Genomic DNA, 25415 nt, shown 5'->3' on the forward strand with positions numbered 1-25415 from the left:
TTTTTAATGACCATCCGAATACATCATTCGCCTCTTACTTCGCAAGTGGGTTCTTCTTCCAGGGCTGTATGTAGTACACACTGATGTTCAGGTTGCGGTTGTACAGGTTATCGGCGTGGACGATATTGGTGAGTCCGTGCACATACCTGATATCCAGCGCATACTGCTTTTGCTTGATGCGGAAAGTGTATCCGCCGCCCACCTGCACGCCAGCTTCAAAACGTTTGAGCCCGTCGCTGTCATCAAATGACACTTTGCTCGATTTGTCGTCGGCTTTTACTTTGCCGCCGAGGTTGTAGGCTACTGAAGGGCCCGCATTCACATGGAACTTACCAAAATGAACCCTGGCCAGCACAGGCGCTTCGACCGAATGTAGCCGAAGCGTTCCATTCTCGGCAGTCAGGGGATTGTAGGTGCCAAGCTGTCCACCCTTTACCAGATAATACAATTCAGACACTACTGAAAAGTGAGACGAGATGCCACCCTGAAATGCCAGGCCTGCCTGAAGAGACATCACCGATTTTTTATCGCCACCAATAGCTCCTTGTTCCTGGCTTAGGCTGGTGGCTGCCAGGTTAAGCAGTGGATGCATGTACGTAACAGGTGCTTTTTTGTCGGTGAATTGCGCAGACAGAGAGTCTGCATTTTGAGCCATTACGTTTCCGGACAAGGCAACCATACCTAGTACGATAGCCTTCTTGATTGTTTTTTTCATTGTTCCTTGGTTATTTTTTAACAAAGGAAAATGAGCGGCCTTGGTCCTGAAATTTTATTATGCAACAGCCGCAAAGATGTCTGCATAGTGCCACTTTTAGTCTGCGAAATAAATGGGGAAATTACGCCTTGCTTTGGATCAGGTGGTAAAACACGTCCTTGTAAGTATCGGAAATCGGTATCAGCTGGTCGGCTATCCTGATGCGGCCACGCTCTACGGATACTATTTTGCTCAACGACACCATGTACGACTTGTGCACCCGGCAAATTTCGCCCGGTGGAATCAGTTTTTCGAACTCGCTGAAATTCTGCAGGGTCATGATCTTCTTCGTTGGCGTATGGATCCTGCGGTAGTCACGCATCCCTTCGATATAAACTATTTCATTGAGCATGATTTTTTCCAGCCGGTTCTCCGTTTTCACGAATATAAATTCCGGGGCCGGTTCCGACTGGCGGTAGGAGAGGTTCTCCTGCGCTTTGTTCACTGCCTGTATAAACCGGTTGAACGTAAAGGGCTTCAGTAAATAGTCCGTTATTTTCAGCTCGTAACCTTTCAGGGCATACTCCTGGTAGGCAGTGGTAATGATCACCTGGCTGTTGATTTTTGTGCTTTCCAGGAGCTCTATTCCGGATAGCTCGTCCATATTGATATCCAGAAAAAGCACATCCACTTTGTGGCTGTTGAGATAGGAGAGGCCGGTGAGGGCGTTATCAAATGTGGCACTCAATTGCAGAAAAGGTACCTTTTCTACAAAGGCCTTTGTTTTCTCCAAAGCCAGGGGCTCGTCTTCAATGATCACACAGGTATATTTATCCATGTTGAATGGCCAGGTTTACACAATATAACTCATTGTCGTTATCCACTACCAACTCATGCTTGCCAGGGTAAATAAGGTTCAGCCTTTTCTTGATCAGCTCATTGCCAAGGCCGCCGTGTGGCTGGGCAGGCAATTTTGAGTCGTATTTATTGCTGCAGGTCAGCCGAACCCAGGTGTCATCAATGGCGATGTGTACGGTAATGGCATTCTCCACTTTTTTGTTGGTGGTATGCTTAAAAGCGTTTTCGACAAAGGGAATAAACACCATGGGGGCAATCAACTTGTCGTCAACCGTGCCTGTTATCGAAAAGTGGACATAGGTTTCATTGGCCGTCCTTATTTTTTGCAGGGCAATGTACTTTTCCATGTATTCGATTTCCTTCGAAAGCGGGATTTTATCGGCCCGGGTTTCGTACAGCACAAACCGGATAATGTCGGACAGCTTGTTCAAATAGTCGGAGGCCAGCACGGCGTCTTTCAGTATCAGCGAATCGATATTGTTGATGGTGTTAAAGAAAAGGTGGGGATCAAACTGGTTTTTAATCAGTTGCAGCTCCATCTCGTGGTTTTTCTCCCGCAAAGCCTCCTTCAGTTTGATCTCATTGAACCAGGTAACAAATCCCTTCATCACCAGGGCCACGCCTCCGCTCACCAGGCCAATGACCGTCATGACCACGATGGTTTGAAACGCTGTAGACCTGCCGTGCCGTCCTCCTTCATCCATATCCTCAATGCGACCCGTCTCAATAAAAAAGCGGATTAAAATATAGCTCACAACACCCGCCAGGATGGCCATCAGCAACCCGATAAAAATGGCTTGAAGAATTTTCTTCTTCTGAAGGTAGCCGGGAAACAGGAAATAGTAGTAGGAGTAGAAGCACAGGGCGGAAGGCACGGCAGCAAAAAGCAGCACGCTGTACAGCGCATTCATCAGACGACCTACATCATGATGGCTCCGATAATACAGGCCCAGTGCTATAAACACCAGCAGGAAGTAGCAGGCCCAAAAGCCCACATGAAGCAAAATGACAAAGGGTCGTTTCATGGCGAAATGTAGCGAATAAAACGAGATTCAAAATCAAGTAGGGGTGGTGAAAAATGAGTTGGGGTTTGGGGGATGCAGCAAAGGATCTTGCCTGCGTTGACAGCATATATTGTTGAAATCCGGACCGAAGGGTAACACTCAAGTTATGTCCCAACCCTTCTTTTAGTGAAATGGTTATAAGAGATTTATATATATTCAACTTCTAATAAATTCAAAGAAATGAGCAGAATGAGACAGTTTTTTGTCAAATTGAACTTAAAGAAAAGAATATCAAAAAAGTTAAAGTCGGTAAAGGGAAGTTTTTTTTATCTCATTTATAGAGCAAGAAGATTTGATTGGATAAATTTTGCATTGATTGCACTTGCCTTAACAGTCTCACTTTTGATGTTTTATTTCTTCTGGGTGAAGTGTTTTATTGGATTTGATCATAAATCTATCCTATCAAATCTACTAACAGTAAACGGAGTATTCTCAGCTATTTTAATTACATACTTATTCACACGAATAACTTGGGCAAAAGATCGAAAGTTGGAAACAAGAGAAGAAGCGATCAGAATATCCCGGAAAATAACAGAGTTTAGAAGAATCCTTAAGGTACTCACAGATTATTACAATGTATGGGTCAATCAAGATCGACATTCCAAATCGTTGCTTGACCATGGCAAATTCGGAAAAATTGATTTTTATGACTTTAGATTGTATCTAATTACCGATAGCAAAAAGAATGAGCTTTTTGATGAACTCTATAACCATGACGATTTTTCTGAAGGAGTTTCGATGACATACTTGGCTATGATCTCCATAGTTGAAGATAGAGGTAAAGATTATAGATGGCAACAAGAACTCTACAAGCATTTTGATACCAAAGGAATCTATAATATAAACATAGTTGAAAAGTGGATCGACATAAACATCTTTAATACAATTTCGTATTGGCTGACTCCAGATAGGAATTGGATTTATTTCGGTCGATTTAGAAGAGAGAATCAAGAATATATCAAGCAAGCTGCTGCAAGATTTGATGAAAAATATACTGATTACGAATTAGATAATAATCTCCTTAAGGAAATGGCGGATGATATTGAAAATCATTACTTAAAAGAACTCTACAAATGTTTATTAGTACTGAAGAGGGGGATCACCAGTATAAACCTTCTCATATTGTCGCTTGTTTCCATAAGTCTGGTTTTTGGTGTCCTAATTCCGTTTGTTTTGCTTCTGATCAATGGCCAGGTTGATTGGTTTTATAGGGCAGTGGCTGTCATTGCTTCAGTAAATGCAGGTTTAATGACTTATTTTGTGGCAAAATTCCCCTTTCTCATCAATCGTGAGCTGAAATGGCTATAGAGGACAATAGTGAGATGCTTACATAAACTCCTTCTAAACCAGCTTACACTTAGAACAATGCAAATGGGGAAAAACAAAGTATTGGCATCGTACACGCAAATCTCACGAAGCTCATTTGCAGGTAACTGTTCCTATGTGTAGTGCCCGGCAGTTGCCCAGCCAGCGTGGCCCGGGCATTTCGGCGGGCAAAAGACCGTTGGAAGGAAAACTATTAATACCATTGGCAAAGGACACGGCCAGCGTCAGCCACTAGCGTAGGCCGAGCAGCTCCAGAGAGCTGTTTTGGTTATACTACTTCTGAGGTAGTATTACATTAACTGTGTCAGTCTTTAAATATTAAGCTTCAGTCTGTCTCCAAAGATAATGGAAAGTTGAGCTAAAGTCTGGTTCCAGTTGTGTACTGGCCTGTTCCACTTTGAACAGATATTCTCCTGAGCCAGGAACAGCAGTTTCATCAAAGCATCTTCAGAAGTAAAGGCTCCTTTGCTCTTGGTTACGTTGCGTATCTGTCTGTAAAACCCTTCTATGATATTGGTAGTGTAAATGATACGCCTGATCTCCTTGGAGTATTGGAAGTAGCAGGAAAGCCTGGCCCAGTTCTTTCTCCAGGAGTCGATCACTTTAGGGTATTTGCTGCCCCAGACAGCAGCTAGCTGATCCAGCTGTCTCTCTGCTAACTCTTTGGTGGAAGCCTGATAGACTGGCTTAAGATCCTTCATAAATGCCTTGAGGTCTTTGTAGGACAAGTACTTCTGAGAGTTACGGATTTGATGCACCACACACAGCTGTACCTCAGTATTAGGGAAGATTGACTCTATGGCATCAGCAAAGCCTGTCAGGTTATCTATGCTAGCAATGAAGATGTCTTCAACACCACGGTTCTGCAGATCTGTAAGCACCTGCAACCAGAACTTAGAGCCCTCATTTTCATTGATATACATGCCCAGAAGCTCTTTGTAGCCCTCCTGATTCAATCCAATCATACAATACACTGCACGATTGAGTACCCTGCCTTCATGACGAACTTTGTAGTGAATAGCATCCAGCCAAACAAAGGGATAGACCGACTCCAGAGGCCTGCTGCGCCACTCTTGCACTAGAGGTAGTATCTTGTCTGTTACACGGCTTATGGTGGCGGTAGACACGTCTAGGCCATACATTTCCTGTAAATGATCGCTGATATCACCATAGCTGGCTCCACGGGCATACAGGGCTAGTATTTGCCTGTCCAGGTCAACACCTAAGGTTCGCTGGCGCTTGGGAACCATCTCTGGATCGAAGGTGCCGTTGCGATCGCTGGGCGTGTCTATCTCGACATTGCCCAGACTCGTTTTCAAAACCTTACTGCCCTTACCATTCTTGCGATTAGGCACTTCCTCGTCCAGATGAGCATCCAACTCACCCGAAAGAGCTTCTTCAAGAAATTCCTTAAGTAATGGAGTGAAGACACCTTCTTTGCCTAACAGGCTGTCTCCTTGCTTGAGCCGCTGAGTAGCGCTCTTCTTGAAGGTCTCATAGTCAAATTTTCCTTTTTCCATTTATATCAAGTTATCGATTTTTACTAAATCAATGACTTGACACAGTTATTGTAACACTCTCACTTCTGATACTCTATTTTAAGAATTTTCCATACAAAATCACCCATTTTGGTTTTTACGATGGCTTCATCTCCCACAGTTTTACCAAGAAGTGCTTTAGCCATTGGGGAGTCCATAGAGATATGATCTTTGTTACCTATTAACTCTTCGTAGCCAACAATACGAAGACGGTTTTGAAAACCTTTCTCTTCGGTTTTAATTTCTACCCAGGCACCAAAATTCACTTTCCCTTCCTGGTTGGGGTGGTAGTCAATGATTTTAAAGTCATCAATACACTTCCGCAAATAACGAAGCCGATTATCAATTTCCCGAAGACGTTTTTTGTTGTAATGGTAATCGGCATTTTCTGAGCGGTCCCCCAAACTTGCTGCCCATGTAACCTTTTCGGTAACGTCTGGACGTTCAACCCGCCACAAGTGATCATGTTCTTCCCTTAATTTTTGAAAGCCTTCGGAAGTAATCATTTGCGAGCGATTGAGTTTTGGCAGCGTTGATTCCGGGATTTTTCGCCTCATATTAAATGACCTTGTTTTGACAACTATCGCAAGGTAATATAATGATGGATAGTTTGTTCTTGCAGAACGATCAATAGATGTTATATCACGTCAGCAGTTTTATGTTACACAGTTAAGAAGTCAGTCATTGTCGGATCTGCCTGATCGGCAGAAAGGGCCACCTGTAGCTGTGTCAATTCGAAGACTGATGATCACACTACTTTGAATAACTCGTCTTGGGAGCTGTGATTTGCTTTTGGCCTGGTTCTGGTAGGTATCTTAACAATCATCCGCTTATTCGTGATGAAGCCAACCCTACAAGCTTTCACTCACTAAAGCCTGCCACTGGCAGCCTTCTTAACGTTCGTGAATGTTATATAATTTATATTATGTTAAGTAGTATTGTCAAATACTACACTGCTCTTTCCTCACTTAAAATCAGCTGTTCATCGAATCATGCTCCTCGTTCATCTATAACACCCTGTCCTGCTGGTTACTATATGGCGCTGAGACGTATTTTTTATCAAACACTTGATCGTTATCTTTGTATGAGACAGCTATTGAAATTTATACCTACCTACTATACTTATGACTGCAGATAAGAAACCATACCTCATCTGGTTGCCTGTTGCGCTTGTTACGGCTCTGCTTTCGTTAAGTATCTTCTACACGTACTACAACCAGCAAGTCATTTACGAAAACCATGTGATTGAAACTGAGGCCGAGCAAATCCGCAGCAATGTTTCGGAAATTCTCTGGGGAACCATCCAGGGTATTGACCTGGGGATCCGTGGCTACGGCCTTATTCGTGAGGAACGTTTTATCGATCCGATGACTACCGCCCTTAGCCAAAGTGACTCGTTGTTTGCTGATGTTGAAACTGCCCTTCTCAACCAGGAGTTTGATATGCCGGTGTATTACCAGTTCAGAGATTCCATGGATGCCTATATCGCCTATGTGGAGCAAATGAGAATGGAGCTTGACCGTGGTAACGACTCAATATTCTTAGCCATGCTTCACCCCGACCTAGGATATGACTTGTGGCTGAAATATGAACAATTCAGTCAAAAGGTTAATGAGTTTGAGAGCCAGGTGAAAGCCAAAGCAGATGAGCGCTATCAGTCGGCATCGATGAACCTCTACCTGGCTCAGATTGGCTTGCTCCTGGTGTTGTTCCCCACAATGATGCTGTACGTTTATTATTTCCGAAAGTCGCTCCGGGTATCGGCGCAGCTGATTGAAACCAGGGATGCACGTGCTGAGCTGATCCGAAAACAAAATCAAGAGCTCGAAAGCCAGGTAGAAGAGCGAACTAAGGCCCTTAAGATGCAAATGAGCATTATTGAGTCACAACACGAGGAGCTCATGGCTGTGAACCAGGCGAAGGACAAAATTTTCTCTGTGCTCTCTCACGACTTGCGTGGACCACTGAATAACCTGCAAAGTGCCATCATAGGCTTCCATAATAAGATTTTTACTCCGGAGGAATCGGACATGTTGCTGCAAAAACTGGAGACAAATTTTGAGCAAACCAATGAGCTACTCAACAATTTGCTTGTGTGGTCAAAAAGTCAAATGAAGGGCATATCGCTGGAAAAAGACGATTTTGACCTCACTGAAAGCCTTACGGACCTCACCAAAGTCTTCAGAGAGACTAGCAAAGCGAAAAACATAACCATCACCAACGATTCCGATGAGCACCTTCAGATTAAGGCTGGCCGTGAAATGATAGAAATGGTGATCAGGAACCTGCTCAACAATGCTATCAAGTTCACTCCCGAAGGTGGCGTGATCAATATCCACGCAGAAAGCAAAGACGACGCAGCTGTGGTAGAAATATCCGATTCAGGTGTTGGGATGGATGATGAAACCGTGGATACCATTCTCAATGAAGGCTATGTGGCCAGCACGCCTGGCACCAACAAAGAAAAGGGTTCAGGAATGGGACTTATGCTGGTCAAAGAGTTTATCAAGCTTCATCACGGCACATTCGAAATTATCTCCAAACAAAGCAGCGGCACAACGATAAGGTTCTCAATTCCTAAAAACTAAGTTGTTAGTTGTGGCATACGTTCTTGCTTGAATGTATGCTACACACTATCCCCGACTAAGTCCCTCGATGCCTTCCAGCAGTCTGTCCAGGTCCGCCATGCTGTTATAAAGATTGGGGGTCACTCTCACCACCTCCCGGTCTTTTAGTTTGCGCTTCACCGTAAATACGCCATATTCATCCAAAAGTCTTTTCACTGTGTCGTCAGCACTGATACCAGCGATGCTGAACGCAGCTATGGCACCGCTCTGTCCGGGATCCATCGGAGTGTGCACCTCTACCCTTTTCATGTCAGCAGCTTTCGATGCCCAGTAAGCTTTCAGGTAGTGGAGCCTCGCTTGTTTAACTTTGATCGTCACCAGGTTATTGAATTTCCCGGCCACGGGAATCGTGAGTAGTGCAGGACTGGCCAGTGTACCAAAGTGTCCCAGTTTACTGATGCTGTCAGCCGCTTGCGTGAAGTCGCCAAACATGGGCGATAGCTTGTTGATTTTTTCCTTTTTCACATACAGCAAGCCAGCTCCAAGCGGATTGGCATACCACTTGTGAAGGTTGACCCCAACCATATCGGCGCCCAGGTCGGCCAGCTTGTAGTCCAGGTGAGCAAAGCTGTGTGCTGCATCTACCATCACCTCTATTCCTTTTTTGCGAGCCATGTCGCAGATCTTCTTCACTGGCAGCACCTGTCCTGTCAGGTGGGTCAAATGTGTGACCAAAATGAGGGTTGTTACGGGTGAAATCGCCGATTCGTACAATTTTTCTACTTCATCGTTGCTTTTTGGCAACAGTGGTACGTCGATAAATTTGAGCTTTATGCCCTTCCGCTTTTCCAGCATTTGAAAGGCCTCAATCATGCTGTGGTAGTCGTGGTGTTGAAGTATTACTTCATCCCCTGCCTTGAGCGGAAAGCCGTTGATCAGAATGTTCAAAGCTTCCGTGGCGTTGCGGGTGACCAGCAACTCGTCTTTTGAAGCACCAGTGAAACCGGCGAGGCTGTTCATCACCCTTTGCCAGTCGTTCCAGTACTCCATTCGCATGTAGCGGGACGACTCACGGTTGACTTTGTCGACAAACTGGTGGTAGGCGGCATTGACAGGAATAGGCTGAACGCCAAAGTAACCATTTTCCAGGTTGATGAAGTCAGGCGATATGTCATAAAAATCTACAGCGAAGCGTTGCCAGAAAGCTTCGTCGTTCACGATAGTTTCGCTGAACTTCCCTTCCCACTGCTCGAACAAATCATTTGGGCGCTTAGCCGACAGCTCCCTGTCGTAGTTTCTGCCATAAGCCATCAGTGGCAACGAGCCTACTCCAGCTCCCAAAATTTTGAATAATTTCCTTCTGTTCATGGACAATGGTTTATGTGTGGCCTGGCAGGCGAAGAGATACACAACTGACTTAGAGCCGTTTATATATTAAGCCCGGCATGCGGCCTCTTTTCCGAATTTCAAATTACCAATAAAACCTTCAAAAAGTCTTTAAGGATTTGTTATTAATACAAAGCAGATAAAACCGTCAGAAAGCAAAGCAAAATTGGAATTGGCTAAATGTTTCCGCCTATCAATGACTTGTTCATAAAAATAAGTGCCTGATTTGGTATTTATTTGAAAGGAGTTTGTTGGGTCTGCTGACGCAGGCGAGAGGTGAGTCAATTGCTGGCGTTTGCTTAAAAAAAGGGAAGGAAATCCATGTCGATAGCTTCTATGACTGTATTTTCCCTCCCTACCAGCCTAACCTTTGAGCATTATGGTTTGTGTAGAACCATAACTAAAGTATCAACATATATTTATTTTGGCAACTATTTGGGATAAAAGACAGAAAATAATCGATGAACACCCGATAACAGGGGACGAAAATTTAGGATTTCTCTTTTTTGGACGATTTTAAGAAAAAGATATGGCTTTACCGGGGTGACTAAAGTGCTGAGCCAGGCAGTTGAACGATCCAATTGACGCCTTTACTGCATCAGATTGAGTCTGCGTATTAACTCGTCACGATATACTTTTCCCAGTGGGATCAGGTGTTCGGCGATTTTTACCTGGTGCAGGTCGATGGCCTGCACGTGCTCGAGGTTAATCACATAAGATCGGTGGGCTCTGAAAAATGCATCTTTCGGCAGGTGATCCAGAATATCCTTCAGACTGGATCGAACGACATACTTTGATGCCCCTGTAACAATATTGGTGTAGTTGCCATCCGGCTCCAGCCAAAGCATCTGGTCAAATTTCACCTTTACAAACATTTGCCCATTTTTAACAAACATGCCGTCCTTTACCAGCATTTCTGTTTGCCGGGAAGCTTCTGGTGCAGCGTTTGAATTAACAGGTATGGCAAAATTGACGAGGGCAATTTCTATGGATGAATATAGTTCGTCTGCATTAAACGGTTTCACAAGGTAGCCATTGGGCTTGGTGGACTTGGCCTCTTCCACGGTGGCCTTGTCGGCATGAGAAGTGCAATAGACAAAGGGAAGGTCGCAGTTGCTTCTTATGTGGCGAGCCAGCTCAATACCAGAAGGCCTCCCTCCCATCATAATATCCAGCATGACCAGGTCTGGCTGATATTTGTCCAAAGCTTCCAGCCCCTCTTTGAGGTTCATTGCCACAAAAGGCACCTCATAGCCCATGCCCTCAAGCAGCTCACGCATGTCTTCAGCTATGATCAACTCATCTTCTACAATCAGAATTTTTACTTTACTCATCGGCTTGGCGAATCCCTCTACACGGCTAGAATCTAATATAGACCAAAAAGACTAAACGGTAAATGCTTTTTTAAAAATGAAAACCTTTGGGGAATGCCTCAGGGCAAAAAACTATGTTTCTCCCTGCTTAATGTTGTTTTTTCAATGCTGCAAAATTGCTTTATACGCATTACTAAATAGCAACTCTCGCTTTGGGCTGTAATGGTAACGATTGGTGGTTTAATAGCAAAACGTTTTAGTATAAACGTAGCGCTGTAGCCAGTCGGCACTAAAACCAGCACCTATTCCTTTGTGAAATTTGTTAAGTGGTAAGCCCATCCTCATGAAGTACAATGGAGAAATGAGCCCCTTTCACCGAGTGAAAAGACAAATGTCCGTTCAGCTGACGGGTAAGAATATTTACCAGTTTCAATCCCAGTGATTTCACCTTGTCTATGCTGAAGTCATGAGGCAAGCCGTTTCCGTTGTCGCCCACCGCAAGTTGCAGTTGACCATCCGCCGTTCTTGTCAGCTCTATGCTTATTTCTCCGCCAGGCATTCCTTCAAAAGCGTACTTGTAGGCATTTGAAATTAACTCGTTGAGTATAAGGCCTAATGGTATAGCCAGATCAATATCTAGTTTAATGTTTGAGCCAGTAACCTTATTCACAATTCCGGCTTGCCCACTTTGCCTAAAAACAGTGGAGAGATATTGCACCAACTCCTCAGCGTATTCCCGGAAGTCTATCTCGGAAAGTTTCTCCGTTTGGTAAAGCTTTTGATGAATAAGGGCCATGGCTTTTACCCGACTCTGCCCTTCCTGAATGGCGGAAATCATCTCAGGGCTGGCAGTTGTCCTGCTCTGCATGTTGAGGATACTGCTGATTACCTGAAGGTTATTTTTCACTCTATGGTGTATCTCTTTTAGCAGGGCTTCCTTTTCGCCCAGCGACCGGGCCAGCTCCAGGCTTTTTTCCTCAATCTCCTGGTTTTTCTGTTGAAGCAAAGTGTTGGATTTTGACTTGACTCTTTCAGAGCGATAAGCGTAAACCAGGAAGACCGTCAATAAAACAAGGCCGCCAAGCAACAAGTACCTAAGCCGGGCCTCCGACCTGAGGGCTGACTGCTGCCGGGTGAGCGTCGCCTGATTCAGGGCCAGCTCCTTGTCTTTTTTTTCACTTTCATATTTGGCTTCAAGTTGCATCACTGTTTCTCCTCTTTCAATGCGCTGAAGAGAATCCGAAAGCTCCTTCCAAACCAGCGTGTAAAAATAGGCTGAGTCTATTTGATTAGTGGCAGCAAATGACTCACGAAGCCCATCAGTGGATTTCATGCGTAGTTCCAGAAATTTGTACTGCTTGGCCAATGCTATCGAAGCCCTCTCATGCGGAATGGCCTTTTCCGGAAAACCACCCCGCCGGTAGTTAACAGCCAGGTTGTGGTTGGTGCTCGACACTCCATATTTATCGCCCGACCGACTCTTTACACGCAGAGATTGTGTGTAATAATAGAGTGCTGAGTCGAACTGAAGATTCTCGTCGTAGGTAACTCCCATGTTATTGTAGAAGGCACCGAAGCCCCGGAGGTTGTCGTCTTCTTTCAGCCCGGCCACTGATCGGCGGTAATAGCTCCGTGCCGAATCATACTCCTTTAAATTCATATAAGCCAGACCAATATTGTTGTAAGCACCTCTGATTCTGTTACTGGAACCTCCGCCCTCAATGAGAAGATCGAGTGCCTTTTGGAACTGTTCCAGAGACTTTCGATGCTGATCCTGAGCTTTGTAAACAAACCCAATAGCACTAACGGTGGAAGAAAGTGCAACTGGATTCCCCAACTTCTCCTTTATCTCCAGTGCCTTTAGATAGTACTCCATGGCAAGGTTCATATTGCCCAGCCGGTCGTACACCAGGCCTATATTATGGTAGGAGCCTGCCATTCCGCTTTCGTTGTGGCTGGCTTTTTCTATCGTTAGCGCTTTCTCAATATAGCGTATTGCCGAGTCCATCTCTCCTTGTTCTTCGAAAGCCCGTCCGTAATTTTTATAAGCGTAGGCAAGCATTGCGCTATCGTGGGCTGCTTGCGCCAGTTCTTTTTGTAAGTGGGCATAATAGACAGTGGAATCAAAATTTTGTCTCACAAAGCTGAATGCGAGTTCATCCAAAAACACCAGCCGGAGAGAATCCGTGGGGGCTGTTTTGAGCTGTTGCCTCAGGCTGTCAAACCTGTCGTTTTGGGCGATAGCAGTCACAGAGACAAGGATCAGGAAGGCAACAAAGAGCACCCTGCAGCGGTGCATCCAATTAGTTGAGGAGCCTATCATACGCTCACTTTCATGTTTTGAATGACAATTGAGAAACGGGCACCACCAACTGAGTGCACGGTGAGTTGACCGTTGAGTTGCCGTGTAAGTATGTTCACCAATTTCAGTCCCAGAGATTTCGCCTTCTCCAGGTTGAAATCAGCCGGAAGACCTTTGCCATTATCAGCCACTTCAAGTTGTAATTGATCCTCTCCTACCCGTTTCAGCTCTACGCTGATGGCACCTCCAGTTTTTCCTTCAAAGGCGTACTTATATGCGTTGGAAATCAGCTCGTTAAGAATCAGCCCCAAAGGAATCGCCATATCAATGTCCAGTTTAATGTCGGGTGAGGTAACCGTTTTTACTATGCTTTCGCCGGTAGACGACTCAAAAATAGAAGAGAGGTGATCGGTGAGTTCTTCGGCATATTCTTTGAAGTCAATTTCTGATAGCTTTTCAGTTTGGTAGAGCTTTTGGTGGATGAGGGCCATTGCCTTCACCCTGCTCTGCCCTTCCTGAATGGCGGTGAGCATTTCGGGGCTTGCAGTAGACCGGCTTTGCATATTCAGAATGCTGCTGATCACCTGAAGGTTGTTCTTTACTCTGTGATGTATTTCTTTGAGCAACGACTCTTTTTCTGCCAAGGCCGATTCAATGAGCTTATTTTTGGTTTCTATTTCCTGGTTCTGAATGCTTAGCTGGTTATACGCTTTTGTTTTGGCACGTTCACCCCTATAAATGAGCCCGGCCAGTAAAAGCACAATGACAATCCCTCCTATGAGCAGCGACCGAAGCCTGGCTTCCTGTGTCAGCAATACCTGCTGCCTGTCGATATCAGCCTGCTTGAGTACCAACTCCTTTTCCTTTTTCTCAGTTTCGTACTTAGCCTGCATATCGTGAATGACCTGGCTGTTTTCAATATTGTAGACGGAGTCCTCCAGTTGCTGATATTGCTTATGGTAACGCAGTGCCTGCTGATAGTTACCCAGCTTTTCATAGCTTTCTGACAGGCTGTGGCTCAGGTTAATTCTCAGTTGGTGATTGTTTATTTTTTCGGCCAGTTCGAGAGACTTGTTGCCGTAGTAAGCTCCCTTTTCCGGTATGTCAATGCTGTTGTACAAACTATTCAGATGGAAATAGCTAAAGGCCATCGATCGAAGATCCCCCCTGGTTTTAGATAGCGCCAGCGACTTGTTAAAGTAGTACAAAGCGCTGTCCGGCATTTTTAGCTCGGTATAGTCATTGCCCAGGTTGTTATAGGCGCTTGGCAGGTTGGGCTCATTGTCAAGCCCCTCATAGATGGCAATGGTTTTCAGGTAGTTTTTGACAGACCTTCTTGAATCACCTTCTTCCCCATAAATGATAGCCATGTTCGACAACACCACGGCCACTCCTCGCTGATACCCGATGGTTTCGAAAATATCCATGGCACGGGTGTAATGAAGGATAGCATCGTCGTGATAGCCGAGATAATTTTGTGAGTTGGCAATTCTGTTGAGCAATTTGCCAGCCTCCAGGGAGTCGTTGATACTTTCGTAGTAGGCAAGGTTTTCAAAAAGCACCTTAATGGCCTCTGCGCTTCGATCTTGTTCTTCGTACAGTTCAGAGAGTTGCAAATTAGCCCTGGCAACCCCTTCCTTGTCTTGCGATTCACGATAGGCTGCAAGGGAAGAATCAACATACTTTTTTGCCGAATCGTAGCTGAAATGCTCATAGTGAAACTTTCCGAGAGCCAAATTGGCGTCTCCACTTTCTTTTGTCAGGTTGTGCGCTTTCGCAAGTTTAAGCGCTCTGTTCAGGTAATTTAACGCAGACGAAGAATCAGTCTCAGCACTTTGCTGTCCCATGTCAATCAACAAGGAAACTTTCACACCTGGCTCTTTGGCAGCCTGAAAAAGCTGTTGCAGGCTATCTGTCTGGGCTTGCAAATAGCCGGAGGCTACCAATACAGCAAAAAGCAACAGGCATGTTTTCTTGATCATCTTTCAGCTTGCTTTTGATAGGTGTAGTCCTTCGTTGAGAGGCTAATATAGTGCTTTTAAGAGCAATTTTGCAGATTAATCAATGTTTGTACATCAAAGGAAGCCAAGTGCTATCGACAGCTCTGTTATATGTGCGGTCCGGAAAAAATATCAAGCGAAGGTTTATACAAAGGCTGTAGACCGAAGCATAGTATTATTTTACTGTAACTAATTGATTGAAAATCAAATAAACAATCAATCATAAAGTATAAAGTTAAGCGAATTTTTTAGTGTCTTTTCGAAAAAGTAGCACTCAGTCACACAACTGATAAAACCCAGGCGGGTTTGCTTTCGTTATTTGTTTTGTCGATTTTTGACCCAGTTTGAGAAGAATCCTACAAATAGCGCTTGTTTTCACTTGGCTCCTCTCCATTGCAGGGGTAGTCGTGTCAAGGCATTATTGTGGCCCTTTCCTGAAGAACGTTGAGCTGGGGCACTCCACCAAGCACTGCTGCATGGATGCTGCCGACGAACCCAACGATTGCTGTGAAAACACAACAGAGTACCAGAGCCTGGATGAAAGCTTTGTGAAAGTGGAGAAACTGGCGGTTGGGTCTCCCTCCCTTTTGGTGCTCTACGCTATTGAGCTTCCCGAGTTTCTTTCCTCCAACGAAGCATATTCAACTCATTCACTATCATTTGCTGTAGATACGGGGCCACCTTTGCCTTTGTATCCGGCCTATATTTCCTTCGGGGCCCTCTTGATTTAGCCGTTGGTCTTTTGCACAAAGCATGTTCCCATGCTTTAATATCCATTTGCATCAGACCAATGAATTTACTTTATGCTAAATCAAATCATTCGCTTTTTTCTACATAACAGGCTGGTTACTATCCTTATATTGATAGTGCTGGTAGGTTGGGGCATTGTTACGTCGCCATTCAATTGGAAGGTAGACGCTCTCCCCAGAGATCCTGTGCCGGTAGATGCCATCCCCGACATTGGCGAAAACCAACAAATTGTTTTCACCGACTGGGCGGGCAGGTCGCCGCAGGACATCGATGACCAGATCTCCTATCCGTTGACTACCTACCTGCTGGGTATACCCGGCGTAAAATCGATCCGAAGCTCCTCAGTTTTCGGATTTTCGATGGTCAACATCATTTTTAGTGAAGACATCGAGTTTTACTGGTCCAGGTCCAGGATACTCGAAAAGCTAAGCTCGCTGCCATCCGGATTGTTGCCCGACGGCGTGCAACCCATGCTGGGGCCCGATGCCACAGCCCTAGGCCAGGTATTTTGGTATACGCTCGAAGGCAGAGACAAAGAGGGCAATCCCACAGGAGGCTGGGACCTGCATGAGATCCGCACTGTGCAGGATTTCTATGTGAAATATGGGCTCAACGCTGCCGAAGGTGTATCAGAAGTGGCTTCCATAGGCGGCTTTGTACAAGAGTATCAAATCGACGTCAATCCCGATGCGCTAAAGGCCTACAATATTCCCTTGATGGCAGTGATGCAGGCTGTGCGGCAGTCGAACAGGGATGTGGGTGCCAAAACCATTGAAATGAACCAGGCCGAGTACCTGGTGAGAGGGCTCGGCTATATCAAGTCGGTAGAAGATATTGAGAAGGCTGTGGTGGCCGTGCAGGACAACGTACCCATCCGCATCAGCGACATTGGCCGGGTAAGCCTTGGCCCGGCTGCCCGGCGTGGGGTACTCGACAAAGGAGGCGCAGAAGTGGTCGGCGGCGTAGTAGTGGCTCGTTATGGCTCGAATCCGCTGGAAGTGATCAACAATTTGAAGGCCAAAATAGCAGAGATAGCGTCGGGCCTTCCCAAAAAGACGCTGGCCAATGGCGTCGAAAGTCAGCTGACCATCGTGCCATTTTACGACCGTACTCAGCTCATTCATGAAACCATCGGAACGCTTGAAACCGCCCTGTCGCACGAGGTACTCATCAGTGTGATTGTGGTGCTCATTCTCCTACTCAATCTCCGGGCCTCGATTATTATCGCCAGTTTGCTCCCCGTGGGTGTGCTTGCCACATTTATCGTGATGCGGTACTCAGGCGTTGATGCCAATGTGGTGGCCTTGTCGGGCATTGCCATTGCTATTGGAGTGATGGTCGACGTTGGGATTGTTTTTGTGGAAAACATCATTCGTCACCTGGAAATGCCAGAAAACGAGGGGGTCAGCGGCACTGCGCTCCTAAAGGTAATTTATGAAGCCACAGTGGAAGTGGCGTCGGCCATCACCACTGCCCTTGCCACCACAGTGGTGAGTTTCGTTCCCGTGTTTGCCATGGAATCGGCTGAAGGAAAACTGTTTAAGCCGCTTGCTTTCACAAAGACCTATGCGCTGCTGGCCTCGTTTGTACTTGGCCTTGTGGTGCTCCCTACCCTCGCCTATTTCATTTTCGGCATTAACTACGACAAAAAGAAAGTAAGACGGGTTTGGAATTGGACGTTCATTGCGGCGGGAATCATGCTGTCGGCCTACTTTCAGATGTGGTTGCCTTTGACACTCACCGTTGCAGGTATCAACAACATATTGGAAAGCAAGTGGCCTCAACAGATCAGGCAATATACCAGCTACCTTAACCTGGCACTGGCAGTCCTCATTGCCACCTATTTTCTGGCTGAAGAATGGATGCCGCTGGGTGTGGGAAACTCCCTCGTGCTGAATTACCTCTTTGTCATGGTGTTGATAGGATCGATTTTGGCTGCCCTCCTTTCTGTAGTTCATTTTTATGAACCGATCTTGAAATGGTGCCTGGTGAATAAAGGCAAGTTCATGCTTCTCCCCGCATTTACCATTTTGCTTGGCGTTGTGATCTGGCTCGGGTTCGACACGGTTTTCAGCGTAGCTGGCGAAAATGTCAGAGCCTCCAGACCGTGGAAGGTGATGGCTGAAAAATTCCCTGGTGTAGGGTCTGAATTTATGCCTTCGCTCAACGAGGGAAGTTATTTGCTAATGCCCACCTCCATGCCTCATGCCGGCGTGGAGCAAAACCGAAGAGTGCTTGGCCAGCTCGATATGATGGTGAGCCAGATTCCTGAAGTCGATATGGTGGTAGGGAAAATGGGAAGAACGGAGTCGGCGCTTGACCCGGCACCAATATCTATGTACGAAAACATCATCAACTATAAGCCGGAGTACGTGGTGGATGAAGACGGGCACAGGTCAAGGTTCAAAACTGACAACGACGGTAATTTTGTATTGACATCAGGAGCGGCGGTATCCAACGAAGAGGCACTGCGGCTGGGAACAAGATACAGCCAGCTCATCCGAGATAAGGACGGTCAGTACTTTAGAAACTGGCGCCCCCACATCCAGTCACCCGACGATATATGGGACGAGATTGTGCAGGTGACCAAGATACCCGGCGTTACGTCCGCTCCGAAGCTTCAGCCGATTGAAACTCGCCTGATCATGCTTCAAACAGGCATGAGAGCGCCTATGGGCATCAAAGTTTATGGCCCCGACCTCCCTACCATTGAGGCGTTCGGCATGCAGCTGGAAAGTATTTTAAAAGAAGTGCCGTCAGTAAAAGCGGAGGCTGTTTTTGCTGACAGGATTGTTGGCAAGCCCTACCTCCATCTCAATATCAACAGGGAGGCGATTGGCCGGTATGGCCTGACAGTGGAAGACGTGCAGCAAAGCATCGAAACGGCCATTGGCGGTATGAAAATTACGACGACGCTGGAAGGAAGGGAAAGGTTCCCGGTGCGGGTTCGCTATCCGAGAGAGCTGCGGGACGACCCCGAAACATTGGGGCGAATCCTGATCCCCACCCCCTCCGGCGCTCAGATTCCATTGAGCCAACTTGTGGAGATGGAGTATGTAAGAGGTCCACAAATGATCAAGAGCGAAGAAACCTTTCTGGTCGGCTACGTGCTGTTTGATAAAAGGGATGGCTTTGCCGAGGTGGAAGTTGTGAACCGGGCGCAGGCCGCTATTCAGGAAAAGATCGATGCCGGACAGCTCAAGGTGCCTGCCGGTGTTAGCTACAAATTTTCAGGTAGTTACGAAAACCAGGTAAGAGCTGTGAAGCGACTCTCTATCGTTATCCCCATCAGTTTATTGGTGATCTTCCTGCTGCTCTACTTCCAATTCAAAACGGTCATTGCTTCCTCGATCCATTTTTCCGGGGTGTTTGTGGCTTTCGCAGGTGGCTTCATTATGCTGTGGCTTTATGGACAGGACTGGTTCCTGAACTTCTCCGTGGCTGATGTCAATCTGAGAGACCTGTTCCAAATGCACACGATCAACCTGAGTGTGGCCGTTTGGGTGGGCTTCATTGCCCTGTTTGGCATTGCCACCGACGACGGCGTGATCATGGGAACCTATATCCATCAGGTATTTGAGGAAAAGCAACCAACGACCATTCAGGGAGTTCGTGAAGCAGTGCTGGAGGCGGGCAAAAAGCGAGTCCGACCAGCCATGATGACGGCGGCTGTTGCCATTATTGCGCTGCTGCCAGTGCTGTCATCCACCGGTAAGGGGTCTGACATCATGGTGCCCATGGCCATCCCAACGTTCGGCGGCATGACGATTCAAATCATGACCATGTTCGTAGTGCCGGTGCTACAGGCATTTTGGAGGGAAACAGTGATCAAAAAACAAATCAGGGAGGCAAAATGAAAAGTATCATCTATATCATCTTGATTTTGACCGCCGGGGTACTACAAGCACAAACGCTTGAAGAGTACCAGCAAATGGCCGCAGAGAACAATCCTGGTCTGAAGGCAATTCACAAGGCATTTGAAGCAACCCTCGAGCAGGTGTCGCAGGCAAGTGGCCTGCAGGATCCGAATCTTACCGTCAGTGCTTTTGGTCAAATGATCGAAACCCGTGTAGGGCCCCAAAGAGCCCGGTTCAGTCTTTCTCAAATGTTCCCATGGTTTGGCACGCTGAAGGCCCAGGGCCATGTGGCCGCCTTGATGGCTGAGTCGAAGTACCAGGCATTTTTGGAAGACCGAAACAGGCTGTATTATCAGGTGGCGGCGGCTTATTATCCACTTTACAAGCTCAACGCCTTTAAGACCATCGAAGCAGAGAACATCCGGCTTCTGGAATCATACAAGGCCATAGCGACAGCAAAATTCAGTAGTGGCAGCGGCACGATGGTGGATGTGCTCAGGGTGGACATCATGCTCCAAAGTGCCAACACAAGGTTGGCTATTCTTAACAAGGAAGAGGCGTCGCTGAAGACTGCCTTCAACAACCTTTTGAATCGGGATGTAGCTGAGGACATATTTATTATCGACTCGCTGGCAGTGGACGACGCCCTAACTGCCGACGATTCATTGCCCGCCACCCACCCACGGATAGCCGAACTGGAGTTGAAAATTGAGGGGAGCCAGGCGGCTGAATATGCAGCCCGAAAGCAGGGGCTTCCGAAACTGGGCGTCGGACTCGATTACATCATCGTTGGGGAAAGGACGGATTTAGCTGCAGGTGCTGCACCGCCAGCCGACAACGGCAAGGACGCCATCATGCCAATGGTTTCTGTCAGTCTCCCCATTTTCAGAAAGAAATACCGGGCGGCTGTGAAAGAGGCACAACTGATGCAGGAAAGCTATGCCTTTCAGAAGCAGGCCACCGTCAATGCCCTTGCTACCGACTACGAAGTCACAAGGTTTGAGCTTGCTCAACAAAGGGAGTTGATAGGTCTTTACGAAGAACAATCCGCTCAAACTGACCGTATGCTGGAACTTCTTTTCACAGCCTACAGTAATTCGGAAGCTGGTTTCGAAGAAGTGCTGGCCACGGAGCAACAATTGCTGCAATATCGGAAAATGAAAGTCGAGGCAGCCGCAGCTTACCAGACGGCACTCGCCAAATTGTATTATGTGACAGCTAAAGTTTATTGAAATGACAATAGATAAAAAAACAGTAATAACCGGCCTGATTACCCTGGTAATGGGGCTATTGATTGGGTGGCTTATTTTTGGAGGGTCACCAAAAATATCAGCAAATGAAGACCATCAGCATAGTTCAGCAGAAGAAACAGTCTGGACATGTTCAATGCATCCCCAGATCCGTCAAAATGAGCCTGGGCAATGCCCCATTTGCGGAATGGATCTTATCCCACTTGAAAGTGGCATGGACGAAGGCATTGATCCAATGGCCATCAGCATGTCGCCTGTGGCTATGCGGCTCGCCAACGTGAGCACAGCTGTGGTTGGCTCAATGGCGCCAGTCAAATCGGTGAAGCTCATTGGCAAAGTGCAGGCCGACGAGCGCCTGATTTTTTCGCAATCATCTCATATTCCTGGCCGCATTGAAAAGCTGCTCATCAATTTTACGGGAGAATATGTACGGAAAGGGCAAACCATCGCCTTTTTGTACTCTCCTGATCTTGTGAATGCGCAAAAAGAGCTTTTGGAGGCATCGAAAATGAAGGCCGCCCAGCCGCAGTTTCTTGAGGCAGCCAAAGAAAAGCTTAGAAATTGGAAGCTGACCAATAGCCAGATCGATGAAATACTTGAAAGCGGCGTCGTCAAAGAATCGTTTCCTTTGCTTGCTGATAACTCTGGCTATGTAACTAACAAACTAGTGAACCGGCATGACCACGTCGCACAGGGCCAGGTGATCTACGAAATAGTCGATTTATCCAGCGTATGGGTGCTTTTTGATGTTTATGAATCGGATATGACGTGGGTCAAAAAAGGCGACAAGATACCTTTTACTGTGGCGTCCTTGCCCGGCGAAACCTTCAGCGGCACCATCTCTTTCATCGATCCCATTATTGATGCCCAAACGAGGGTGGCAAAAGCAAGAGTGGAAGTGAAGAACAGCGCATCGAAGCTGAAGCCTGAAATGTTTGTGTCGGGTACGCTGGAGGCCAACCTTCCCGGCAAGGCTGAAAACATCGTCGTTCCTAAAACTGCAGTGATGTGGACAGGTCAGCGGTCGGTGGTGTACGTAAAAGTGGCGAGCAACCAGTCAGTTAGCTTTATCATCAGAGACGTGGTGCTTGGGCCTGCCCTTGGCGATAGTTACATAGTGAAGGAAGGGCTCGAAAACGGCGTGGAGATTGCAGTCAATGGCACATTCAGCATCGACGCAGCCGCACAGCTGGCAGGAAAGCCCAGCATGATGAATCGTCAGCCTGATGGTAAGGCGGCCTTTAATCATGATCACATGGTCACACTAACTGCTCAGAAAACAGCCGAGAGTCAATCTGGTTCGGGTGTGCCTCCGGCATTCAGAAACCAGCTGACGGATTTCGCCATGGCTTACATCAGTCTAAAGAATGAGTTGGTCAACGACGACCCCGAAAAGGCTCAAAAACTGGCGGGAGCAGCAAAGGAAAAGTTATCGAAAATTGACATGAAGCTCTTGAGCGACCACCAGGTTCATATGGCCTGGATGAGCACACTGGAGTTGTTGGAAGAAAACTTGGCTGTGATCGCCAACTCCGGCGAACTGGCCACTCAGAGAGTAGCCTTCGTGCCCCTTTCTTCTGCACTCATTCAGGCAGTGGAGCAATTTGGCGTAGCGAACACGACCTTCTATCAGCAGCATTGCCCTATGGCCGACAGCAACAAAGGTGCTGACTGGCTCAGCCTGGAGAAAGAAATAAGAAACCCCTACTATGGAGATGCTATGCTCTCCTGCGGGTCTGTAGAAAGAACAATTACCCCTGTAAAATAATTATTAACTAATTTTAATCCCTATTATGAGAAACATTGTATTGACTTCCCTTTTTGCTGCAGCATTGGCGTTGAGTGCATGCAACAGCAACCCAAAAACTACTGAAGAAGCAGCGACACATGATGACACCCATCAGCACGAAGCAGCTGCCTCCGACACTACTGTGGTAGCCGCTTCCTATATTTGTCCTATGAAATGCGAAGGCAGCGCAAGTGACAAACCTGGCAAGTGTCCTGTTTGCAAAATGGATCTCGTTGCGGTTGAAGAAACTCCTGCAGAAAAGTAAATGATGAGAGTTATTCATATAGTATTGGTCTGTGCGGTTTTTATGTTGGCTGCCTGTAGCGACGGAAACAAGTCTGGCACAGCGACGTCCTCCGGACAAAAGCTGGCTGCGAAAGACATTTCTCTTGCTACACTGAAGCTTCGAAACCTCGACGGTAGCGAGTTGGATGTCACCACTTTGGCAGGCAAGCGGGTTTTTGTCAATTTCTGGGCTACCTGGTGCAAGCCTTGTTTGGCCGAAATGCCTTCCATTGAAAGAGCAACCGAATTACTTGCGGCGAAAAACGTCGTGATGCTGGCAGCCTCGGATGAAAAGCTTGACAGGATATCGAAGTTTAAAGACAAGAATAGCTATTCTTTTAATATTGTTGCCACAGAAGCCGACTTGGGTGTTTTGGAAATATTTGCCTTGCCTACTACTTTCATTTTCGATGAGCAGGGAAAACTGGTATTCAAAGAAACTGGGGCCCGGGAATGGGATAGCCCAGAAAGCATTAAGCTAATTAACGAGACAAATAAGCTATGAAGAAAGAGTTACTTGGAGCCATCATCGTTGGTGGATTGATTTTAAAAGGATGTGCGCCAGCGCCGAGTGAAGAGCGGATGCCGGTACAAAGGCTCGAGGCCACTCACCTAAACGGAGCTTCCCTACCCTTTTTGTCAACCGACTTTTCCGGCAAGGTTATCCTCTCTTATGTAGTGGATAATGATTCTTCGGCGGCATTGCATTTCACCACACTTGCTGACCAACAGTGGAGTGCACCGGTGAAAGTAGCGGAAGACACCAACTGGTTTGTAAACTGGGCCGACTTCCCGTCGGTCATTTCCTGGGGAGATGGCAAAATGGCTGCACACTGGCTGGAGAAAAACTGGACGGGAGGCACAAACTACCACGTAAAAGTCAGTCGGTCGCAGGACTTCGGTGCTTCCTGGAACACACCAGTTACTTTGCACAGCGACACCCTTCCGAGGGAGCATGGCTTCGTTTCGCTTGTTCCCTTCCCCAGTGGCCGTATGTTTGCTTCATGGCTCGACGGACGCAAGTATCCACCTGCCAGCGAACATGGCGGACACGACCTCAGTAACGAAATGACCCTTATGGGCGGCTATGTGGCGGTTGACGGACATGTTGAAGGAGAAGAACTGCTTGACGAGCGGGTATGCGATTGTTGTCAGACAAGTTCTGTTTTAAGTGACCACGGCCTGATTACTTTCTACCGGGATCGCTCCGGTGATGAAGTGAGAGATATAGCCGAGGTGCGATGGACAGAAGAAGGATGGACAGCGCCCAGCCTGCTTGGTGAGGATGGCTGGGACATCATGGCCTGTCCGGTAAATGGCCCTCAGTCGGATGCTATAGATGAGCAGGTGGCTGTTGTTTGGTTTACAGCAGCCGATGAGAACCCCAAGGTGCAGCTTTCGCTGTCCGGTGATGCTGGGGAGCATCCCTCGGTTCCTATCAAAGTCAGCCATAAGTCGACTGTTGGAAGAGCAGACGTCAAACTTATCGACAAAGACTACGTGGCCGTAAGCTGGATAGAGGTAGTTGAAGAAGTCGGCGTTTTGAAAGTGGCCGTGTTCACCATAGATGGTCAGCGGCTTGAAGAATGGGACATCACAGAGATTTCAACCGAGAGGAAGACAGGGTTTCCACAGCTGACTTCTGACGGAAAAAGCCTTATTATTGCATGGACTTCCGACAATGCTGTTAACACAGCAATGATAGCACTCAAAGAACTCTAGTATATTTGATCAATTAACCTGTTATTAACTAAAACCCTTATAAGTAATGAAAAACGTTAAATTATTTTTTGGTGTATTGGCTGTTATCCTATTCGCTACGGCGAGCCAAAGTGCAATGGCTCAGCTTCAAGCTCCTGCGCCCAGCCCAGCAGGTTATGTTTCGCAGAATGTTGGCTTTACAAAAATTAGCGTTGACTATTCATCGCCAGCAGTAAAAGGCAGAAAAGTTTTTGGTGACCTGGAAAAGTACGGTGTAACCTGGAGAGCTGGCGCTAACGGACCAACGATAATTGAATTCAGCACTAGTGTGAGTATCGGTGGAAAAAATGTAGGAGCAGGTAAATACCCTGTTTTCATCACTCCGCAGGCATCTGGTGAGTGGACGATCCACTTGAACAGCAAAGGCAATTCAGTATTTGCCTACATGAAGGATGGAAAAATTGATGAAGAGGCAGTAGCTAAAGATGATGTTGTTTCCGTGAAAGCAACTCCTGTTATGGCAGCTGACTCGATGGAAAGGCTTGCCTACTCTGTATCTGCTGAAGACAACAAAGTAGCCAAAGTAACGATGGCCTGGGATAAAGTGAGGCTTTCTTTTATGGTCGACACTCAGGTGAGTCAAAAACTGGAAGGCTTTACCAGCACGCTGAAGTAGTAACAACAATTTCCAAAACACCTTATGGCCCCGTTCAAACGATTTTGGACGGGGCTTTT

Annotated in this window: 19 protein-coding genes; 10 read left to right on the top strand and 9 right to left on the bottom strand. The window is 46.7% G+C overall.

Annotation, left to right across the window (positions count from 1 at the left end; translation table 11 throughout):
• Nucleotides 1–34: 34 nt before the first annotated feature.
• The 3 genes from RIF36_RS00730 to RIF36_RS00740 form a co-directional block, all read right to left on the bottom strand.
• Complete coding sequence (locus tag RIF36_RS00730; protein ID WP_350118598.1) at nucleotides 35–715, bottom strand: porin family protein; 681 nt, start codon at nucleotides 713–715, stop codon at nucleotides 35–37.
• A 121-nt stretch (nucleotides 716–836) separates the two neighbouring features.
• Complete coding sequence (locus tag RIF36_RS00735; protein WP_350118601.1) at nucleotides 837–1532, bottom strand: LytR/AlgR family response regulator transcription factor; 696 nt, start codon at nucleotides 1530–1532, stop codon at nucleotides 837–839.
• A complete protein-coding gene (locus tag RIF36_RS00740; RefSeq protein ID WP_350118604.1) occupies nucleotides 1525–2577 on the bottom strand; it encodes a sensor histidine kinase in 1053 nt (350 codons plus the stop codon). The genes RIF36_RS00735 and RIF36_RS00740 overlap by 8 nt, the downstream gene beginning before the upstream one ends.
• Nucleotides 2578–2796: 219 nt before the next feature.
• Between RIF36_RS00740 and RIF36_RS00745 the strand changes: the two genes are divergently transcribed.
• Nucleotides 2797–3924, top strand: a complete 1128-nt coding sequence (locus tag RIF36_RS00745; RefSeq protein WP_350118607.1) for a hypothetical protein — start codon at nucleotides 2797–2799, stop codon at nucleotides 3922–3924.
• A gap of 329 nt (nucleotides 3925–4253) precedes the next feature.
• On the opposite strand, the gene RIF36_RS00750 is transcribed toward RIF36_RS00745, so the two are convergent.
• Entirely contained in the window at nucleotides 4254–5462 is a 1209-nt protein-coding gene (locus RIF36_RS00750; RefSeq protein WP_350118610.1) for an IS256 family transposase, read from the bottom strand.
• Nucleotides 5463–5521: 59 nt separating this feature from the next.
• Entirely contained in the window at nucleotides 5522–6037 is a 516-nt protein-coding gene (gene greB, locus RIF36_RS00755) for a transcription elongation factor GreB (protein WP_350118613.1), read from the bottom strand.
• A 567-nt stretch (nucleotides 6038–6604) separates the two neighbouring features.
• Between greB and RIF36_RS00760 the strand changes: the two genes are divergently transcribed.
• Entirely contained in the window at nucleotides 6605–8068 is a 1464-nt protein-coding gene (locus RIF36_RS00760; RefSeq protein WP_350086046.1) for a sensor histidine kinase, read from the top strand.
• Between the two features lie 45 nt (nucleotides 8069–8113).
• On the opposite strand, the gene RIF36_RS00765 is transcribed toward RIF36_RS00760, so the two are convergent.
• The 4 genes from RIF36_RS00765 to RIF36_RS00780 all read right to left on the bottom strand — a co-directional run bounded on the left by RIF36_RS00765 (nucleotide 8114) and on the right by RIF36_RS00780 (nucleotide 15030).
• Nucleotides 8114–9415: an aminotransferase class V-fold PLP-dependent enzyme gene (locus RIF36_RS00765; RefSeq protein WP_350118616.1), complete on the bottom strand. Its 1302-nt coding sequence runs from the start codon at nucleotides 9413–9415 to the stop codon at nucleotides 8114–8116.
• Nucleotides 9416–10023: 608 nt separating this feature from the next.
• Complete coding sequence (locus RIF36_RS00770) at nucleotides 10024–10767, bottom strand: response regulator (RefSeq protein WP_350086040.1); 744 nt, start codon at nucleotides 10765–10767, stop codon at nucleotides 10024–10026.
• A gap of 301 nt (nucleotides 10768–11068) precedes the next feature.
• Nucleotides 11069–13069, bottom strand: a complete 2001-nt coding sequence (locus tag RIF36_RS00775; protein ID WP_350118619.1) for a tetratricopeptide repeat-containing sensor histidine kinase — start codon at nucleotides 13067–13069, stop codon at nucleotides 11069–11071.
• Nucleotides 13066–15030 (bottom strand): tetratricopeptide repeat-containing sensor histidine kinase, encoded by a 1965-nt coding sequence (locus RIF36_RS00780; protein WP_350118621.1) that lies wholly within the window; start codon nucleotides 15028–15030, stop codon nucleotides 13066–13068. The genes RIF36_RS00775 and RIF36_RS00780 overlap by 4 nt, the downstream gene beginning before the upstream one ends.
• 362 nt (nucleotides 15031–15392) lie before the next feature.
• On the opposite strand from RIF36_RS00780, the gene RIF36_RS00785 reads away from it, so the two are divergent.
• From RIF36_RS00785 to RIF36_RS00820, 8 genes are all read left to right on the top strand, one after another.
• Nucleotides 15393–15779: an HYC_CC_PP family protein gene (locus tag RIF36_RS00785; RefSeq protein ID WP_350118624.1), complete on the top strand. Its 387-nt coding sequence runs from the start codon at nucleotides 15393–15395 to the stop codon at nucleotides 15777–15779.
• Between the two features lie 72 nt (nucleotides 15780–15851).
• Nucleotides 15852–19655 (top strand): efflux RND transporter permease subunit, encoded by a 3804-nt coding sequence (locus RIF36_RS00790; RefSeq protein WP_350118627.1) that lies wholly within the window; start codon nucleotides 15852–15854, stop codon nucleotides 19653–19655.
• Nucleotides 19652–20887: a TolC family protein gene (locus RIF36_RS00795; protein WP_350118630.1), complete on the top strand. Its 1236-nt coding sequence runs from the start codon at nucleotides 19652–19654 to the stop codon at nucleotides 20885–20887. The genes RIF36_RS00790 and RIF36_RS00795 overlap by 4 nt, the downstream gene beginning before the upstream one ends.
• Nucleotide 20888: 1 nt before the next feature.
• Complete coding sequence (locus RIF36_RS00800; RefSeq protein WP_350118633.1) at nucleotides 20889–22673, top strand: efflux RND transporter periplasmic adaptor subunit; 1785 nt, start codon at nucleotides 20889–20891, stop codon at nucleotides 22671–22673.
• 25 nt (nucleotides 22674–22698) lie between these two features.
• Entirely contained in the window at nucleotides 22699–22959 is a 261-nt protein-coding gene (locus RIF36_RS00805; protein ID WP_350118636.1) for a heavy metal-binding domain-containing protein, read from the top strand.
• A complete protein-coding gene (locus tag RIF36_RS00810) occupies nucleotides 22960–23484 on the top strand; it encodes a TlpA family protein disulfide reductase (protein ID WP_350118639.1) in 525 nt (174 codons plus the stop codon).
• Nucleotides 23481–24701 (top strand): hypothetical protein, encoded by a 1221-nt coding sequence (locus RIF36_RS00815; protein WP_350118642.1) that lies wholly within the window; start codon nucleotides 23481–23483, stop codon nucleotides 24699–24701. Before RIF36_RS00810 ends, RIF36_RS00815 begins: the two co-directional genes overlap by 4 nt.
• A 46-nt stretch (nucleotides 24702–24747) precedes the next feature.
• Nucleotides 24748–25356 carry a DUF2911 domain-containing protein gene (locus tag RIF36_RS00820; protein WP_350086010.1) on the top strand — a complete coding sequence of 203 codons (609 nt, stop codon included), beginning with the start codon at nucleotides 24748–24750 and terminating at the stop codon, nucleotides 25354–25356.
• Nucleotides 25357–25415: the final 59 nt, after the last annotated feature.

Source organism: Imperialibacter sp., from assembly GCF_040222815.1.
Classification (GTDB): domain Bacteria; phylum Bacteroidota; class Bacteroidia; order Cytophagales; family Cyclobacteriaceae; genus Imperialibacter.

Excerpts from the sequence above, each read along its gene's own strand:
- RIF36_RS00775 (WP_350118619.1), bottom strand. The coding sequence starts at position 13,069 with ATGATAGGCTCCTCAACTAATTGGATGCACCGCTGCAGGGTGCTCTTT.
- RIF36_RS00800 (WP_350118633.1), top strand. The coding sequence starts at position 20,889 with ATGACAATAGATAAAAAAACAGTAATAACCGGCCTGATTACCCTGGTA.
- RIF36_RS00745 (WP_350118607.1), top strand. The coding sequence starts at position 2,797 with ATGAGCAGAATGAGACAGTTTTTTGTCAAATTGAACTTAAAGAAAAGA.
- RIF36_RS00810 (WP_350118639.1), top strand. The coding sequence starts at position 22,960 with ATGATGAGAGTTATTCATATAGTATTGGTCTGTGCGGTTTTTATGTTG.
- RIF36_RS00760 (WP_350086046.1), top strand. The coding sequence starts at position 6,605 with ATGACTGCAGATAAGAAACCATACCTCATCTGGTTGCCTGTTGCGCTT.
- RIF36_RS00805 (WP_350118636.1), top strand. The coding sequence starts at position 22,699 with ATGAGAAACATTGTATTGACTTCCCTTTTTGCTGCAGCATTGGCGTTG.
- RIF36_RS00820 (WP_350086010.1), top strand. The coding sequence starts at position 24,748 with ATGAAAAACGTTAAATTATTTTTTGGTGTATTGGCTGTTATCCTATTC.
- RIF36_RS00740 (WP_350118604.1), bottom strand. The coding sequence starts at position 2,577 with ATGAAACGACCCTTTGTCATTTTGCTTCATGTGGGCTTTTGGGCCTGC.
- RIF36_RS00735 (WP_350118601.1), bottom strand. The coding sequence starts at position 1,532 with ATGGATAAATATACCTGTGTGATCATTGAAGACGAGCCCCTGGCTTTG.
- RIF36_RS00730 (WP_350118598.1), bottom strand. The coding sequence starts at position 715 with ATGAAAAAAACAATCAAGAAGGCTATCGTACTAGGTATGGTTGCCTTG.
- RIF36_RS00795 (WP_350118630.1), top strand. The coding sequence starts at position 19,652 with ATGAAAAGTATCATCTATATCATCTTGATTTTGACCGCCGGGGTACTA.
- RIF36_RS00750 (WP_350118610.1), bottom strand. The coding sequence starts at position 5,462 with ATGGAAAAAGGAAAATTTGACTATGAGACCTTCAAGAAGAGCGCTACT.
- RIF36_RS00815 (WP_350118642.1), top strand. The coding sequence starts at position 23,481 with ATGAAGAAAGAGTTACTTGGAGCCATCATCGTTGGTGGATTGATTTTA.
- RIF36_RS00790 (WP_350118627.1), top strand. The coding sequence starts at position 15,852 with ATGCTAAATCAAATCATTCGCTTTTTTCTACATAACAGGCTGGTTACT.
- RIF36_RS00770 (WP_350086040.1), bottom strand. The coding sequence starts at position 10,767 with ATGAGTAAAGTAAAAATTCTGATTGTAGAAGATGAGTTGATCATAGCT.
- greB (WP_350118613.1), bottom strand. The coding sequence starts at position 6,037 with ATGAGGCGAAAAATCCCGGAATCAACGCTGCCAAAACTCAATCGCTCG.
- RIF36_RS00780 (WP_350118621.1), bottom strand. The coding sequence starts at position 15,030 with ATGATCAAGAAAACATGCCTGTTGCTTTTTGCTGTATTGGTAGCCTCC.
- RIF36_RS00765 (WP_350118616.1), bottom strand. The coding sequence starts at position 9,415 with ATGAACAGAAGGAAATTATTCAAAATTTTGGGAGCTGGAGTAGGCTCG.